At 67.0% G+C, this 16510-nt stretch carries 16 protein-coding genes and 1 pseudogene; 7 read left to right on the top strand and 10 right to left on the bottom strand.

All coding sequences use genetic code 11. The features are described from left to right. Positions 1–24: 24 nt before the first annotated feature. The 4 genes and pseudogenes from QHG62_RS06220 (at position 25) to sugE (ending at position 2855) form a co-directional block, all read left to right on the top strand. The gene (locus QHG62_RS06220; RefSeq protein WP_281149988.1) at positions 25–1260 is read left to right on the top strand and encodes a multidrug effflux MFS transporter; all 1236 of its coding nucleotides are present in this window, start codon (positions 25–27) and stop codon (positions 1258–1260) included. Between the two features lie 4 nt (positions 1261–1264). Further along, entirely contained in the window at positions 1265–2311 is a 1047-nt protein-coding gene (locus QHG62_RS06215; protein ID WP_432445584.1) for an HPP family protein, read from the top strand. An 86-nt stretch (positions 2312–2397) separates the two neighbouring features. After that, a pseudogene (locus QHG62_RS06210) lies at positions 2398–2514 on the top strand (CBS domain-containing protein); the annotation flags it as partial. Between the two features lie 20 nt (positions 2515–2534). Next, positions 2535–2855, top strand: a complete 321-nt coding sequence (gene sugE, locus QHG62_RS06205) for a quaternary ammonium compound efflux SMR transporter SugE (RefSeq protein ID WP_281149987.1) — start codon at positions 2535–2537, stop codon at positions 2853–2855. A 9-nt stretch (positions 2856–2864) separates the two neighbouring features. Here the strand turns inward: sugE and QHG62_RS06200 are convergent, their stop codons facing one another. The 3 genes from QHG62_RS06200 to QHG62_RS06190 are packed head-to-tail and all read right to left on the bottom strand — an operon-like array spanning position 2865 to position 6077. Beyond that, a complete protein-coding gene (locus QHG62_RS06200) occupies positions 2865–3851 on the bottom strand; it encodes a Bug family tripartite tricarboxylate transporter substrate binding protein (protein WP_281149986.1) in 987 nt (328 codons plus the stop codon). 40 nt (positions 3852–3891) lie between these two features. Next, positions 3892–5106 (bottom strand): CaiB/BaiF CoA transferase family protein, encoded by a 1215-nt coding sequence (locus tag QHG62_RS06195; protein ID WP_281149985.1) that lies wholly within the window; start codon positions 5104–5106, stop codon positions 3892–3894. After that, positions 5103–6077 carry a hydroxymethylglutaryl-CoA lyase gene (locus tag QHG62_RS06190; protein WP_281149984.1) on the bottom strand — a complete coding sequence of 325 codons (975 nt, stop codon included), beginning with the start codon at positions 6075–6077 and terminating at the stop codon, positions 5103–5105. Before QHG62_RS06190 ends, QHG62_RS06195 begins: the two co-directional genes overlap by 4 nt. Before the next feature lie 118 nt (positions 6078–6195). Here QHG62_RS06190 and QHG62_RS06185 point away from each other — a divergent pair, with 118 nt between their 5' ends. The 3 genes from QHG62_RS06185 to QHG62_RS06175 all read left to right on the top strand — a co-directional run bounded on the left by QHG62_RS06185 (position 6196) and on the right by QHG62_RS06175 (position 8865). After that, a complete protein-coding gene (locus tag QHG62_RS06185; protein ID WP_281151516.1) occupies positions 6196–7098 on the top strand; it encodes a LysR family transcriptional regulator in 903 nt (300 codons plus the stop codon). Between the two features lie 136 nt (positions 7099–7234). Further along, positions 7235–8134 carry an MBL fold metallo-hydrolase gene (locus QHG62_RS06180; protein ID WP_281149983.1) on the top strand — a complete coding sequence of 300 codons (900 nt, stop codon included), beginning with the start codon at positions 7235–7237 and terminating at the stop codon, positions 8132–8134. After that, on the top strand, positions 8122–8865 hold the full coding sequence (locus QHG62_RS06175; RefSeq protein WP_281149982.1) for a DsbA family protein: 744 nt from the start codon (positions 8122–8124) through the stop codon (positions 8863–8865). Before QHG62_RS06180 ends, QHG62_RS06175 begins: the two co-directional genes overlap by 13 nt. A gap of 21 nt (positions 8866–8886) precedes the next feature. Here the strand turns inward: QHG62_RS06175 and QHG62_RS06170 are convergent, their stop codons facing one another. The 7 genes from QHG62_RS06170 to QHG62_RS06140 form a co-directional block, all read right to left on the bottom strand. After that, complete coding sequence (locus tag QHG62_RS06170; RefSeq protein WP_281149981.1) at positions 8887–10587, bottom strand: tannase/feruloyl esterase family alpha/beta hydrolase; 1701 nt, start codon at positions 10585–10587, stop codon at positions 8887–8889. 32 nt (positions 10588–10619) lie between these two features. After that, on the bottom strand, positions 10620–11324 hold the full coding sequence (locus QHG62_RS06165) for an ABC transporter ATP-binding protein (protein ID WP_281149980.1): 705 nt from the start codon (positions 11322–11324) through the stop codon (positions 10620–10622). After that, on the bottom strand, positions 11317–12081 hold the full coding sequence (locus QHG62_RS06160) for an ABC transporter ATP-binding protein (protein ID WP_281149978.1): 765 nt from the start codon (positions 12079–12081) through the stop codon (positions 11317–11319). Before QHG62_RS06160 ends, QHG62_RS06165 begins: the two co-directional genes overlap by 8 nt. Next, positions 12078–13061: a branched-chain amino acid ABC transporter permease gene (locus QHG62_RS06155; RefSeq protein WP_281149977.1), complete on the bottom strand. Its 984-nt coding sequence runs from the start codon at positions 13059–13061 to the stop codon at positions 12078–12080. Before QHG62_RS06155 ends, QHG62_RS06160 begins: the two co-directional genes overlap by 4 nt. Continuing rightward, on the bottom strand, positions 13062–13934 hold the full coding sequence (locus QHG62_RS06150; protein ID WP_157613100.1) for a branched-chain amino acid ABC transporter permease: 873 nt from the start codon (positions 13932–13934) through the stop codon (positions 13062–13064). 217 nt (positions 13935–14151) lie between these two features. After that, positions 14152–15327 (bottom strand): ABC transporter substrate-binding protein, encoded by a 1176-nt coding sequence (locus tag QHG62_RS06145; protein ID WP_281149976.1) that lies wholly within the window; start codon positions 15325–15327, stop codon positions 14152–14154. A gap of 155 nt (positions 15328–15482) precedes the next feature. Then, complete coding sequence (locus QHG62_RS06140; protein ID WP_281149975.1) at positions 15483–16469, bottom strand: PDR/VanB family oxidoreductase; 987 nt, start codon at positions 16467–16469, stop codon at positions 15483–15485. Positions 16470–16510: the final 41 nt, after the last annotated feature.

Below are 16510 nucleotides of genomic sequence, written 5' to 3'. Positions count from 1 at the left end.
GATAAGAAAAATGGAGCAAACCTCATGAATCCCGATGCAGAAAAGCTCTGGCTGGCGCCGCGCTGGGCGCTCGCCGTGCTGCTGGCCGTGCTGGGCATGCTCGGTCCCTTTTCCATCGACACCTACATTCCGGCCTTCTCGGGCATTGCGCGCTCCATTGGCGCCACGCCGGCCGAAATGCAGCAGACACTTTCGGCCTACCTGTTCGGCTTTGCGTTCATGAACCTGTTCCACGGCGCGCTGTCGGACAGCTTCGGCCGCCGGCCCGTGGTGCTGTGGGGCCTTGCGGTGTTCACCATTGCCTCGCTGGGCTGCGCGCTGTCGCAGAACATTGCGCAGTTGGTGCTGTTCCGTGGGCTGCAGGGCCTGTCGACCGGTGCGGGCATCGTGGTTTCGCGCGCGGTCATCCGCGACATGTTCCCGCCGGCCGATGCGCAGCGGGTCATGAGCCAGGTGACCATCTACTTCGGCGTGGCGCCGGCCATTGCGCCTATCGTGGGCGGCTTTCTTTTCGTGCATGCCGGCTGGCATGCGATCTTCTGGTTCCTGGTGGCGGTCGGCGTGATCCTGTTCGTGGCCAACTACAAGCTGCTGCCCGAAACCCTGCACCAGAGCCAGCGCCAGCCGTTCCAGGTGCGCCACCTGATGCGCGGCTACTGGGACCTGTGCTCCGACCCGCGCTTTCTGCTGCTCGCCTTTGCAAGCGGTGTTCCGTTCAACGGCATGTTCCTGTACGTGCTGGCGGCGCCCGCCTTTCTGGGCGACCACCTCGCCCTGGCGCCGACGCAGTTCTTCTGGTTCTTCCTGCTGACCATCGGCGGCATCATGTCGGGCGCCTGGGCCAGCGGCCGCATGGCGGGCAAGGTGGCGCCCAAGCGGCAGATCCGCGACGGCTTTTTGATCATGCTGGTGACTTCGCTCGTCAACGTTGCGGCCAATTGGCTGTTCACCGCGCACGCTGCGTGGGCCCTGTGGCCGCTCGCGGTGTTCGCCTTCGGCTGGGCGCTGATGGTGCCGGTGGTCACGCTGCTGGTGCTCGACCTTCATCCGGAGCGGCGCGGCATGGCCTCGTCGCTGCAGGCGGTGATCGGCTCCACTGCCAACGGCATTGTTGCCGGCGTGGTGGCGCCGCTGGTCATGCATTCCACGCTGGCACTGGCGGTCACGTCGATGCTGATGCTCGGCATCGGCCTCGTCGCCTGGGTGTGGCTGCACGGGCAGTGGCCCGAAATCGGCCGCCGCGTGGCGGCGGAGGTCTGACGCCATGCTGCAGCTTTCCGCCCTGCTCACCCATGCGCGCGCCTGGCTGCCGGGCCGCAACACCGTCGACATTCGCGAGCGCATGCGCGCCGTGGCCGGCGCCGCAATCGGCCTGGTCATCACCGCACTGCTGTGCCGATGGATGGCCGAAGCAGCGGGCATCAGCATCTGGCTCATTGCGCCGATGGGCGCGAGCGCGGTGCTGGTGTTTGCCGTGCCCGCGAGTCCGCTCGCACAGCCCTGGTCGGTCATGGTCGGCAATACGCTGTCGACCGTGGTGGGCATTGCCTGCGTCCACTGGATACCCGACGCGGCCTGGGCTGCCGCGTTGGCCGTCGGCGCCGCCATCGGGCTGATGTTTGCCACGCGCAGCCTGCACCCGCCGGGCGGCGCCGCGGCGTTGCTCGCGGTGCTGACGCACACCACCGACTTTTCAGCGGCGTTGTTCCCCACGCTTGTGAACTCGCTGCTGCTGGTGCTGGCCGGCGTGGCCTACAACACGTTCACCGGCAGGCGCTATCCGCACGTGCAGGTGGTGCGGCCGCCATCGGCGGATGCGCGCTTCAGCCAGGCCGACATCGACGCGGTGCTGGCCCGCTACAACCAGGTGCTGGACATCAGCCGCGACGATCTCGAATCGCTCATCCAGCAGACCGAGCTCGAGTCGTACAAGCGGCGCCTCGGCACCCTGCACTGCGCCGACATCATGTCGCGCGAGCCGGTGTCGGTGGAGTTCGGCACGCCGCTGCAGGAGGCGTGGATGCTGATGAACCAGCGCCGCATCAAGGCATTGCCCGTTATCGACCGTACGCGCCGCGTGGTGGGCATCGTGACGCAGGCCGACTTCTTTCGCATGCTCGACCTGGAACATCACGAAGGGATTGCGGGGCGGCTGCGCGACCTGATCCGCGCCACGCGCACCGTGGTGTCGAACAAGCCCGAAGTGGTCGGCCAGATCATGACGCGCCAGGTGCGCGTGGCCAGCGCAGACCGCCCGGTGGTCGACCTGGTGCCGCTGTTCTCCGAAGGCGGCCACCCTGGCGCGTCATGATCTGGCCGACCACTTCGGGCTTGTTCGACACCACGGTGCGCGTGGCCAGCGCAGACCGCCCGGTGGTCGACCTGGTGCCGCTGTTCTCCGAAGGCGGCCACCACCATATCCCCATCATCGACCACGAAAGGCGGCTCACCGGCATGATCACGCAGTCGGACTTCGTGCGCGCGCTCTACAGCGCCGTACGGCCCGGGAACTGAAACCTTCTCAAGGAGCGTGCATGGCGTGGGTTGTGTTGTTGGTGGCGGGCCTGCTCGAAATGGGCTGGGCCATCGGTCTTAAATACACCGAGGGATTTACCCGGCTGTGGCCTTCGATCGGCACCGCCCTTTCGATGGTGCTGAGCGTGGTGCTGCTGGGCTGGGCCATGCGCTCGCTGCCCGTGGGCACGGCCTATGCCGTATGGACCGGCATCGGCGCGGTGGGCACGGTCATTTTGGGCATCGTGCTGTTCCATGAGCCCGCCAACGCGGCGCGGCTCATCTGCGTCGGCCTGATCGTCGCGGGCATTCTCGGGCTCAAGATCACGAGCCCGGCCTGAGCCCGCGCTTCATTCCAATACGACGTTCGCCTTCTTCACCAGCGCGGCATAGCGCGCGGCTTCGCTGCGGAAGTAGCTCGCGGCCTGCTCGGGCGATGTGGGCTTGATGACATTGCCCTGCTTGTCCATGGCGTCGCGCACCTCGGCGCTCGTAAAGGCCGCGGCCACTGCGTCGTGCACGCGCTGGATGTCGGCGGGCTGCATCTTGGGCGGGCCGATCACCGCGAACCAGCCTTCGACGGCGTAGTTGGGTAGCCCTTGCTCCGCAATGGTCGGCATGTCGGGCGTGGCCGGCGAGCGCTGCGCGCTGCACAGGCCTATGGCCCGCAGCGCACCGCTCTTGAGGTGCGGCTGCACCGCGGGCAATGCCACCACGCCCATCTCGACCTGGCCCGCGATCATGTCGGTGACCATCGGGCCGGTGCCCTTGTAGGGAATGTGCCGCGCCTTCACGCCGGCCTCTTCCATGAACATCTCGCCGGCCAGGTGGATGATTGTGCCGTTGCCCGACGAAGCGTAGTTGTAGGTGTCGGGCTTGGCGCGCAGCAGTGCCACCAGCTCCTTCACATTCTTGGCGGGGAGCTTCGGGTTGACCACCAGCACCAGCGGCGTCGCGCCCACGATGCTGATCGGCGTCACGTCCGCGATGGCGTCGAAGGGCATCTTCTTGTACACGGCCGGGTTGATGACGTGGTTGTTCGACACCATGCCGAGCGTGAGCCCGTCGGGCGCGGCCTTGACCACCACAGAAGTGCCGGTGATGCCGCCCGCACCGGGCAGGTTTTCTATCACCACCGGCTGGCCGAAGGCCTTGCCGAGCGCAACCGATGCCGCGCGCGCGATGGCGTCCACGCCCGAACCGGCACTGATCGGCAGGATGAAGCGAATGGGCTTGTCGGAGCCCTGCGCGAGTGCGGGGCACGCGGCCAGTACGGCGGCGGAAGCGCCAAAACCCAGTACGGCGCGGCGGGTCATCGGGGGAAGCATCGTGTGCATGGTCTTGTCTCTCTTTATGGTTTTCGAAGAAAAATCGCGCTCAGGCGATGGCCAATTCGGCCTGCATGGCCGCCACCTGCGCCTCGGCATAGCCGAGTTCGGCCAACAGCTCACGCGTGTGTTCACCGAGCATCGGCGGATCGAGCCGCACGCCCAGTCGCTCGCCGCCCAGCGTGATCGGGAACAGCGTGGTCTGCGCGGTTTCTCCTGCGCGCTCGCCGTCGGGCAGGCGGATGTCGGCGAGGCCGCCGGTGGCCTTCAGGTGCGGATCCTCGTAGAGGTCTTCTGGCCGCACGATGGGCGCAAAAGGCAGGCCGCGCGCCTCGAAGATCGCCGACAGCTCGGCGGCCGACCGGTCGGCCAGGCGGCCGCGCAAGTCCGCGAGCAGCGTCGGCCGCACGCGAACCCGGTCGTTGTTGGTGCGGAGCGCAGGGTCGGCCTTCAGGTCGTCGAAGCCGAGCGCATCGCAGAACACCCGCCATTGCGCGTCGCTCACCGCGGCCAGGAAGATCTGCTCGCCGTCCTTCACGGTGAACACGTCGTACAGCGCCCAGGCCGAGATGCGCTCGGGCATCGGCGCCGCGGCTTGGCCGGTGATGGCGTACTGCAGCATGTGCTGGCCGACCAGGAACACGTTGTTCTCGAACAGCGCGGACTGCACCTCCTGGCCCTTGCCGGTCTGTATGCGCTGCATCAGCGCGGCCATGGCGCCGATGGCGCCGAACATGCCGCCCATGATGTCGTTCACGCTGGTGCCTGCGCGCAGCGGGTCGCCGGGCCGGCCCGTCATGTAGGCCAAGCCGCCCATCATCTGCACCACCTCGTCGAGCGCGGTGCGGTGCTCGTAGGGCCCGGGTAGAAAGCCGGTGTGGTTCACATACACCAGCCGCGGGTTGAGCTTGCCGAGCGCAGCGTAGCCAAGGCCGTACTTGTCCATGGTGCCGGGCCTGAAGTTCTGCGCCACCACGTCGGCCGTGGCGCACAGGCGCAGTGCCGCCTCGAGCCCTTGCGGGTGGCGCAAGTCGAGCGCAATGCTCTTCTTGTTGCGGTTGAACATCGGGAAGAAGCCAGCGCCCGCGCCCAGCAGCTGCCGCGTGCGGTCGCCCTCGATGGGCTCGACCTTGATGACTTCCGCGCCCAGGTCGGCCAGCACCATGCCGCAGGTCGGGCCCATGACCATGTGCGTGAACTCGACCACGCGAATGCCGGTGAGCGGCAGGCGCTTTTCCTCGGGCTTCGTCGTGGTGTCGTTCATGCCGCGACTCCCGCGCCCGCCGCAAAGGTCTTCGGAAAGCCGGCGCGCCACACCGTGCCCTGCAGCGTTTCGCCTTCGAGCCAGCCGGCCACGCGCTCGCGCAGGTCGAGCAGCTTCGGCAGATCGACGCCGGTGCGCACGCCCATGCTTTCGAGCATGAACACGAGGTCTTCGGTGTCGACGTTGCCGCTGGCGCCCGGCGCATGCGGGCAGCCGCCGATGCCGGCCAGGCAGGCGTCGAAGCGGGAAATGCCGACTTCCAGCGTGGCATACACGTTGGCAAGCCCGAGGCCGCGCGTGTCGTGAAAGTGGCCGCACCAGAGGCGGTCGCCCGCAATGCGTTTCGCGCGCTCGAACAGGCTGCGAACCATGGCGGGATCGGCATAGCCGACGGTGTCCGCCAGGCTTACCCGGTCGGCGCCCGCGTCGAGCAGCGCCTGCATCAGGCGCAGCACCTCTTCAGTATCCACGTGGCCCTGGATGGTGCAGCCGAAGGCGGTGCCCACGCCGCCCTCGATCATCGTCTTGGAGCCTGCGGCGTCGCGCGCGGCGCGGATGCGTGCGACCTCGGCCACCACTTCGTCGGGCGTCTTGCGCAGGTTGGCCAGGCTGTGGGCATGGCTGGCCGACAGCGGCACCATCATGAGATCAGCTTCGCCCGCTATGGCGAGTTCCGCGCCCCGCAGGTTGGGCACCAGCACCGAAGTGAAAAGCCCCGGCAGCGTCTTCGCGTAGGCCAGCAGTTCGGCCGTGTCCGCCAGTTGCGGCAGCAGGCGAGCGGGCACGAAGGAGCCGACTTCGATCTCGCGCTGCCCGGCGGCATGCGCGTTGCGAATCCACTCGAGCTTCTGCGCCGTGGGCAGCGTTCTCGCGATGCTCTGCAGGCCGTCGCGCAGCCCCACTTCGCGGACGACCGCGCTGGGCGGCAAAAAGGCGTGAGCGGCGGGCGCTACTACCGATACATCGTTCAAAGGTATCTCCTTCGTGGTCTGGCGCCGATGTTAGGAGTTCCTATTCGAATCAGAAAATAGATTTTGGAAGCCGATTCGTTCCAAAATGGAACACCACATCTTCCAGGCCGGCAACCACATGCGAGACCTCGACCTCACCACCCTCCGCCTCTTCGTGTCCGTTTGCGAAACCCGCAGCATCGCGCGCGCCGGCGAGCAGGCCAGCATCGTCGGTTCGGCCATCAGCAAACGCCTGGCGCAGCTCGAAGATGCCGTCGGCACGCCCCTGCTGCTGCGCAAGCGCCGCGGCGTGGTGCCCACGCCGGCCGGCGAAACACTGCTGGAGCATGCGCGCGCGATGCTCGGCAGCGCGCAGCGCATCGAGCGCGACATGGCCGCATATGCAAGCGGAGCGCGGGGGCACGTGCGCATCCTCGCCTCGGCCTCGGTCATGGCCGAATCGCTGGCCGAAGACGTGGCCAACTTTCTGCAGAACCCGGCGCACCGGGACATCCGGGTCGACATGGAAGAGCGCGTGAGCCCCGAGATCGTGCGCGGCATTCGCGAGGGCAGCGCCTCGATCGGCCTGTGCTGGGACGCGGCCGACTTGGAAGGCCTGCAGCGGCGCAGCTACCGCACCGACCACCTGGCGGTGGTCGCGCACCCTTCGCACCCGGCGGCGCGCCGCGGCAAGGTGCGCTTCGAGGACGTGCTCGAGCACGAGTTCGTCGGCATGCCGGCGCTGAGCGCCGTGCAATTGATGCTCGCGCGCGAAGCCGCCGTGGCCGGCAAGCCGCTGGCCTATCGCGTGCTGGTGAGCAACTTCGACGCCGCGCTGCGCGTGGTGCGCGCGGGGTTGGCGATCAGCGTGGTGCCTACGGAAGTGGCGCAGCCCTTTGCCGACGCCTACGGCCTCAGGCTCATGCCGCTGACCGACGCCTGGGCGCGCCGCCGCTTTGCCATCTGCTTTCGCGGCGAAGAGACGCTGTCGCTGGCGGCGCAGTTGCTGGTGGCACACCTCGAGAAATGCGCGACGGACTGAACGTCAGGCATCCAATTCGTCCGAAAACAGAAACTATTCATTGGCCGAACCGGGATTTTTGTTTCTTTTATAGAAACCTACCATCGGGCCTGTCACGTTGTCACCCATCAAGAATCCTTCAACCGAAAGACCCGACATGTTCCGCAGAACCCTTCTTTCCACCGCAGCCCTTTCCGCCACGCTGTCCCTCGCCTCGCTCGCAGCCCATGCGGCCGAGCCGCTGAAGCTGGACGTGTACAACCCCGGCGCCAAGTCGATGTTCCCGGTGTCTTCCGAACTGGTCATGGGCCAGGCCGACGCCGTGCTGATCGACGCGCAGTTCCAGCGCAACGACGCCGAGGCGCTGGTGCAGAAAATCAAGGCCAGCGGCAAGAAGCTGACCACGGTCTACATCAGCCACAGCGATCCCGACTACTACTTCGGCCTCGACGTGATCCAGGCCGCCTTCCCCGACGCGAAGATCGTCGCCACGCCGCAGACCGTGGCTGCCATCCAGGCGTCGAAGGACGGCAAGCTCGCGCACTGGGGCCCGATCCTGAAGGAGAACGCGCCCAAGGCGCTGGTCGTGCCCGAACCGCTGGCCGGCGACAGCATCGAGCTCGAAGGCCGCAAGATCCAGGTGGTGGGCCTCGACGGCCCGACGCCGGCGCGCACCTTCGCGTGGATTCCCTCCATTAAGGCCGTGGTCGGCGGCGTGCCCGTGTCGGCCAACATCCACCTGTGGGTGGCCGACACGCAAACGCCCGAATCGCGCCGCGACTGGCTCAAGACGCTCGGCCGCATCGAGGCACTGCGTCCCAAGACGGTGGTGCCCGGCCACTTCGAACCCAACGCCGATGGATCGATGCCCTACTCGGTGGCTTCGGTGAAGTTCACGCGCAGCTACCTGCAGGCCTTCGAAACCGAAGCTGCCAAGGCCAAGGACTCGGCCGCGCTCGTCGCCGCCATGAAGAAGCGCTACCCCAAGCTGCAGCACGCTTCGTCGCTCGAACTGAGCGCCAAGGTGATCAAGGGAGAAATGAAGTGGCCGCAGTGAACGACAGCAACACCACGCCGGCCAGCACCACGCTGCACTACATCTTCGATCCGATGTGTGGCTGGTGCTACGCGGCCGCACCGCTGGTCGATGCGGCGCGCAGCGTGCCGGGGCTGAAGGTCGAGTTCCACGGCGGCGGCATGATGACCGGCCCCAACCGGCGCCCCATCACCGCGCAGTGGCGCGACTATGTGATGCCGCACGACCGGCGCATTGCCGAACTCACAGGCCAGCCCTTCGGCGAAGGCTACTTCGAAGGGCTGCTGCGCGACACGGGCGCGGTCATGGATTCCGAGCCGCCGACCACCGCGGTGCTCGCGGCCGAAGAGTTGCGCACGGGCGGCGGCCTGGACATGATCCATCGGCTGCAGCGCGCGCACTATGTCGAAGGCCGGCGCATTGCCGACGTGGACGTGCTCGACGCCGTGGCCGCGGAGCTTGGCTTCGATGCCGAGGCCTTTGCATCGGCCTACGCGCGCCTGTCCGGCGAGGCGACTGCGCAGCACATTGCCGCCAGCCGGCAACTGCTTCAGCGCGCCGGCGGCCAGGGCTTTCCGACCTTCGTGCTGGCACAGGCCGACGGCTCTGCGAGCCGCATCGACATCGGTCCGTGGCTCGGGCGCGCCGATGAGTGGAAGGATCAACTGGCCGCGCTTGCGGCACCTTCCGGCACTGCAGCGGGCGCTGGCGCCGGCCAGGCAGCGTGCGGCCCTGACGGCTGCGCAATCTAGGCCATCACAGCCTTCGCACTGCTACCTGCTGCACTGGAAGCTGCCCGCCTGCGACGCGTCGCCACCCGTGTAGCGAGGCCACAGCGGCCATTCGCACAGCGGGCGGGAACGAACCACCCTGAACGGCGGCTGCACTTCCTGCTCGGCCAACTGCAGGCCGCCGGGCGCGCGGCCGCGTTCGACCCAGTCGGCCAGCGCGCCGAGCATGTCGACATTGGCGGGCGCGCCGGCGCCCACGTGGTCCACGCCCGGCGCGGTGTAAAGGCGCATGAAGCGATCGACGTTGTCGCGCCCCATGCGGGCCACCACCGATTCGTAATAGCGGATGCCGGCGAACGGGCTCTGGGCATAGTCGGCCATGTGCTCGAGCATCAGCAGCTTGCCGCCGCGAGCCTGGAACGCGCCGAGATCGGGGTTGGTCGAATCCATCAGCTGCGACACCGTGGCGATGCGCCCGGCGAAATCTTCCGCGCGGTAGTTGCGCACGTCGAGCGACGGATTGCGCGCATAGAAATACTGCAGCGCCCCGCTGCCGTAGAACCATGCAATGCCGTTGCTCTGTTGCGGCGGCACGGTGGGCGCGGCGGTACCCGTCCACCACGCGTTCCAGCCGCCCGTGGCTGCAAAGGCCGGCGTGCCTTCGCCGCCGATGCCCCAGCCCGGGTACTCGGTGACGCCATGCGCGAGCGGCACGGGTGAGCGCCATGGCGAGCGCAGCGTGCGCACCGCCTGCACCTGCGCATCGTTCAGGCAGTTGTCGCCGCTGGTGCCGGCGGCGCAGCGCAGGCCGGCGGGATCGAAGCGCTGCAGGCAGGCCACCGGGTTCGACACAATGCCGTCCGCAGCGCCGTCGGTGGCGTCGCATGACGCGAGCACCGCGCTGTGCACCAGCTGCACCTGCGCGGGCCGCAGCCATCCTTCGCCCATGGTGGCGATGCCGTTGCGCGTGCCCGCATGCTGCAGCCCCGTCCAGTTGATGACCGGCACGCGGCTGAAGATGCCGTCGAAATCCTGCGGATGGCGCTGTGCCATGGTGAGCCCCTCGCGGCCGCCTTCGGAACTGCCCACGAAGTACAGCTTCTGCGGCGCCTGTCCGTAGGCGCGCTGCATCAGCGCCACCGCCACGTCGCGCACCTTCTTGTACGAGGCGTGCGCAAAATTGACCAGCGCCTCGTCGTTGAGCGCAAAGGCCTGCGGCGGTTGGCCCTGCACATTCTGGTGGCCGGAGTCGGTGCCATAGGTCACATAGCCTTGCGCGAGCGGCGTGGGCTGCTCGAACCGCGCGCCCGGCACCAGCGCGAGGCCGGTGATCAGCACGCCGTTGAAACCGCCGCCGCCGTACTGCACGCTGCGCCCGTTCCAGGCCAGCGGCAGGTTGACTTGAAACAGGATGGGCGGCGCGGCTGCATCGAGCGGCGCGATGCGTCCGAGCACCCTGCAGTGCGCAGGTGTAGGCGGCGTGATGCGCGACGCGGGGGTGCCCGCGCGTTCGGCCACGGCAAGTGCGGCGGCCGGAACAAGCGTGGCCGAGTCGATTGTTGCCGCACCGCTCGGCAGGCCGATGGCCGCGGGCGCGACCGGCGCAAGCAGCGCCGCACAAGACGCCGCAGGATTGGCGCCGAGCGTGAGGTTCTGCGGCGCTGTGGTGGTGCTGCAAGCACCCAGCAATACGGCGGACGCCAGCATGGCGCCCCCGTAAAACACTGTTTTCGGGATCGCCATGCTGTGTGTCTCCTTCTTGTTTGCCAGGACAGTTACCGGGCCACGCCCAGCAATCTTTCAAGCACCTGCGGCTGGCTGCGCAATGCCGCTGCGCTGTCGGTGTGCACGATGGTGCCGTGGTCGAGCACCACCGCGTGGTCGGAAATCGCGAGGATCGCCTGTGGGTGCTGTTCCACGATGATGGCCGCCAGCCCTTCGTCCTGCGTGATGCGGCGGATGGCGCGCAACAGTTCTTCCACGATGATCGGCGCGAGGCCTTCGAGCGGTTCGTCGAGCAGCAGCAGCCGGGGGTTCAGCACCAGCGCGCGGCCCACCGCCAGCATCTGCTGCTCGCCGCCCGAAAGCTGCGTGCCGAGGTTGGTCTTGCGCTCGGCCAAGCGCGGGAACATCTCGTAGACGCGCTGCGGGTTCCACTTTCCGGGGCGCTCCACCGCGGTGAGGTTTTCATGCACCGTGAGCGACTTGAAGATGTTGCGCTCTTGCGGCACCCAGCCGATGCCGGCCGCCGCGCGCTGATGCGGCGCCAGCTTGTGCAGGGCTTGCCCGCCGAGCGTGATGGTTCCGCCATGCTGCCGGGTGGCGCCCGCCAGCGTGTTGATGAGCGTGGTCTTTCCTGTGCCGTTGCGCCCCAGCAGCGCCAGCGTCTGGCCTTCGCCGAGCGAAAAGGCCACGTCGTGCAGCACCACGGCCTCGCCGTAGCCGGCGCTCAGGTTCTCGATGCGGAGCAGTTCAGACATGAGCCGTCTCTCCATGGCCGAGATAGACCTCTTTCACCTTTGGATCGTTGGCGATGGTTTCAGGGTCGCCCTCCGTCAGCAGCGCGCCGTTCACCAGCACCGTCATGCGGTCGGCAAAGCTGAACACCAAGTCCATGTCGTGCTCGATCAGCAGCACCGACACATCGGCCGGCAATGCGGCAACGGTTTCAAGCAACTCTTCGCGCTCGCCGGCGGGCACGCCCGCCACGGGCTCGTCGAGCAGCAGCACGCGCGGCTCGCAGGCCAGCGCAATCGCAATCTCGAGCAGGCGGCGCTTGCCGTAGGCCATGAACTTCGTCTGTTGCCGGGCCACGTCGCCAAGATGAAACTGCTCGAGCAGTTGCGCTGCCCGTTCGGTCACAGCCTTGCTGGCACCCAGCGGACGCCACCATTGCGCACCGGCACCCTGATGCTGCGACACCACGAGCGCCAGCGTTTCGAGCGGCGTCATCGAATCGAACAGCTGGTTGATCTGGAAGGTGCGCACCAGCCCGCGCGCCACGCGCTTGTGCGGGGCCAGCGTGGTGATGTCTTCGCCGAGCAGCGAGATGCGGCCCTCGGTCGGCACGAGCACGCCGGTCAGCAGGTTGATGAGCGTGGTTTTGCCGGCGCCGTTGGGGCCGATCAGCGCATGGCGCGCGCCGCGCTTGAGTTCCATGGTGACGTTGTTGGTGGCCGTGATGCCGCCGAAGCGCATCACCAGCCCCTGGGTCGAAAGCACGGTGTCGGTGGTCATGCGCCGCTCCCCTTTCTCTTGCCGAGCCATGTCCAGGGCTTGAGCACGCGGTCGCGCCCGACCAGCACCAGCAGCACCAGCAGCAATCCGATCCAGAACATCCAGTACTGCGGCGTCACGGCCGAGAGCCAGTTCTGCAGCAGCTTGAAGACGATGGCACCCGCCACGCCGCCGTAGAGCCAACCCACGCCGCCGATCACCAGCATGAGCAGCACGTCGGCCGAGCGGTCGAAGGCCAGCACGTCGAGCGAGGCAAAGCCGGTGGTCTGCGCCAGCAACGCGCCCGCGGCACCGGCAATGCCGGCCGCCACGGTGTAGATGACCACCACCCGCGACACCACCGGAATGCCGATGGCCATGGCACGCAGGCGGTTGTCGCGAATCGCCTTGAGCGTGGCGCCGAAGGGCGAATGCACGATGCGGCGCATCACCAGGAACAGCAGAAGCATCACAGCCAGCGAATACCAGGCCGCCGTGCGGCCGTACAGGTCGAACTCGAACAGCCCGAGCACCGGCCCCATCACCACGCCCTGCAGCCCGTCGGCCCCGCCGGTGAGCCAGTCGAGCTTGTTGGCAAGCTCGAGCAGCAGCAGAGCTGTGCCCAGCGTGACCATCAACCGCGTGAGGTCGCTGCCGCGCAGGATGGTGACGCTCGCGACGAGGCCGAGCACGGCCGAGAGCACAGTCGCCACCAACAAGCCCACGGTCGGATCCGGCATCACAAGCTTGGCGAACAGCGCCGCCGTATACGCGCCAAAGCCGAAGAAGGCCGCGTGGCCGAGCGACACGATGCCGGTGTAGCCGAGGATCAAATCAAGCGACATCGCGAACAGGGCGACGATGGCAATCTCGTTGACCAGCAGCGAGTGCGAAGGCATGAGAAACGGCAGCGCAAACGCCACGGCCCACACCACGAATTCGAGTGGGCGCCAGCGCGCCTTGTGCAGCAGGGCCGACTGGTAGGTCGAAGGCTCGTTCATTCAGCGGCCTCCCTTGCGCGTGAACAAGCCCTGGGGCCGCCACATCAATATCAGGATCATGAGCAGGTAGACGGTGAACGCGCCCATCTTGGGAATGAAATACTTGCCCGCCACGTCGGCAATGCCGAGCAACAGCGCAGCCGCGAGAGGCCCGGTGATCGACGAGGTGCCACCGACCGACACCACGATCAGAAAATAGATCATGTACTTGAGCGGAAACGTCGGATCGAGACCGAGGATTTCCGCGCCCAATGCACCACCGAGCCCCGCAAGGCCCGAGCCAACCGCAAAGGTCAGCAGGAACACGACATTGACGTTGATGCCCAGCCCCGACGCCACGCGCGGGTCATCCACGGCCGCGCGCAGGCGGCTGCCGAAGCGGGTCTTCGAGAGAATGAGCTGAAGCACCACGGTGAGCACGGCGCAGACGGCGATGATGAAAAGCCGGTAGTGCCCCATGCCAAGCAGCAGCGCGCCGTCGCCCACCTCGGTGCGGCCGCGCAGCCATTCGGGCAGCTGGATGTTCTGCTGCGACGAGCCGACGAAGTAATCGATGGCCGCCACGGCCATGAAGGCAAGGCCGATGGAGAACAGCACCTGGTCGAGGTGCGGCTTGCCGTACATGGGCCGGTAGAGCGTGCGCTCGAGCAGCGCGCCGGCCAGGGCCACGACGATGAACGCAAGCGGCAGGCAGGCCAGGAACGGCACGCCGAGTTTCTGCATCGCAAACACGGTGAGGTACCCGCCGGCCATGGCGAATGCACCGTGGGCCAGGTTGATGAAGTTCATCAACCCGAGCGTCACAGCCAAGCCTACTGCGAGCACGAAGAGCAGCATGCCGTAGGCGATACCGTCGAAAAGAATGGTCAACATGTCATTTTTTCCGCCACGTTTTTGCGCGGCTGGCTTTCTGGGCGCTGTTGTTCAGGGCCTGTGCACGCTCTGGGTGCACCGCTGATCAACCACCGCTCTGAATCACGCACCCGTCGATGGGGTGCCTTGCGCAGCGAAATAAAGGAGGAGGGGCGCAGCCCCGGGGGACATTCGCGGAGAAAGGTACCCCGTCGGCGGGTGCGCGCCCTGAAGGCAATTACTTCGCCTTGCCCGGATCCTTCACACCCTTGATCACATCGAACTCGACGTTGTAGAGCTGCCCGTCCTTCTTCTCGACCTTGCGCAGGTACACGTCCTGCACGATGTCGCGCGTCTGCGCATCGATGTACACCGGACCGCGCGGGCTCTCGAAGATCTGGCCCTTCATGGCTGCGAGCAGCGCGTCGCCGCCGCCCTGCCCCTTGGTCGCCTTCAGGGCTTCGTAGATCACGCGCATGCCGTCATAGCCGCCCACGGCCATGAAGTTGGGGCGCATTTTCGGGTTGGCCTTCTGGAAAGCCTCGACAAACTTCTTGTTGGCGGGCGAAGGATGCGCGGTCGAGTAGTGGTGCGAGGTGACCACGCCCAGCGCGCCATCGCCCATGTCGTTGAGCTGATCGTCATCGGTCACGTCGCCGGTGGCAATCATGCGGATGCCGGCCTTGTCCATGCCGCGCTCGATAAACTGCTTCATCACCGCCGCGCCCGCGCCCGAAGGCACAAAGACGAACAGCGCATCGGGCTTCAGGTCGCGCACCTTCTGCAGGAACGGCGCGAAGTCGGGGTTGCGCAGCGGCACGCGCAGCTTCTCGACCACCTTGCCGCCATTGAGCTGGAATCGCTCGGTGAAGAACTTCTCGGCATCGTTGCCCGGGCCGTAGTCGGCCACCAGCGTCACGACCGACTTCACGCCGTTCTTCGGCGCCCAGTCGCCCATGGCCACCGAAACCTGCGGCAGCGTGAAGCTGCTGCGCACGATGTAGGGCGAGGCTTCGGTGATGCTCGATGTGGCCGCGGCCATCACGACCTGCGGCGTCTTCGATTGCGTGGCCAGCGGCGCGGCGGCCAGCGCGGCCGGCGTGACGCCGAAGCCGGCGATCACGTTCACCTTGTCGTTGACGATGAGTTCCTGCGCAAGGCGCTTGGTCACGTCCGGCGTGGCCACGTCGTCCTTGACGATCAGCTCGATCTTCTTGCCCGCAACGGTGTCGCCGTTCTGCGCCATGTACAGCCGGGCGGCCGCTTCGATCTGCCGGCCGGTGGAGGCCTGCTGCCCGGTCATGGGCAGGATGAGGCCGATCTTGAACTTGTTGCTGTCTTGCGCGTTGGCAAGCGACATGGAAAGCGCAAGCGCCGTGAGGCCTGCGGTCTGGATGAGGTGGCGTCTTTGCATGAAGTTTTTTCCTTGAAGGACGAATGCGAAATACCGGGCTATTTTTCAACACTTTGCAACATGCGGCGGAGCAGGCAATCACCTACTCCGCCTCGGACGCGGGGCTTTGTTGCGCGATGAACAAATGAACTGCGCGATGATCGCGCAGCGGGTTTTCAGCTGTCGGGCCGGTACGAAGAGTCGAGCGTGAGGGTGCCCACGGCACGCGACACGCAGGCGCAAATGCGAGTGGCCGCCTGCTTCTCGTGTTCGCTCAGGAACACGTCGCGGTGGTCGACCTCTCCGTCGACGGCGAGCACGTCCATGGCGCACAAGCCGCACTCGCCGCGCTTGCAGTCCGAGAGGGTTTCCACGCCGGCGGCGTCCAGCGCTTCGAGCAAGGTGCAATCGGCCGGCACGGTAATCGCCAGGTCGTGCCGCGGAATGCGCACCGTAAAAGCCTGCGTCGCAAGGCGCCCGCTGCTGCCGAAGGTTTCGAAGCGCAGGTCCGCCGGGGCGCGGCCCGCGGCTTGCCAGGCGCGCTTGACGGCTTCGAGCATGGGCACCGGGCCGCAGGTGTAGAGCTGGCCGCCTTGCGGCAACTCGGCGATGGCCGCTGCAAAGTCGATGGGTGCGGCGCCTTCATGCGCCGCAACGCCATCGCCCAACGCTTGGCGCAACCGGTCGAGGTAAGCGAACTCTCCGGCATGGCGCGCGCCATAGAGCATCTTCACGGGCACACCGGTGCGCCGCGCATGGTCGCCCAGGCGCTCGGCCATCAGCACCAGAGGCGTAATGCCGATGCCGCCGGCCACCAGCAGGTAGCCCGGTGCGCTGGTGGCCAGGGGAAAGTGATTCTGCGGGGCGCTCACCTGCAGCCGGTCGCCCACGGCGAGGCGCCACATCGCGAGCGAGCCGCCCCGGCCGTCGTCGAGCCGCTTCACGGCAATGCGCCAGCACTGGCCGTCGCCCTCGCCCACCAGCGAGTAAGAGCGTGTCTGCAGCTTGCCCTGTGCCGTCATCACCTGCACCTGCAGGTGCGAACCGGGGTCGTAGGTGGCGGCAAAGCCCGGCTCCGGCCGAAGTTCGAACTCGCGCACCGTGGGCGTGACGTCGCGCAGCGCAACGACCTGCGCCTGCATCCATTGAAGATCGCTTTTCATCGGGGGACACCAACAGGAAAAAGGAAGAGAAAGCCGCTCGC

This window comes from Variovorax paradoxus (assembly GCF_029919115.1).
Classification (GTDB): domain Bacteria; phylum Pseudomonadota; class Gammaproteobacteria; order Burkholderiales; family Burkholderiaceae_C; genus Variovorax; species Variovorax paradoxus_O.
This window is presented reverse-complemented; position numbering and strand designations above follow the sequence as displayed.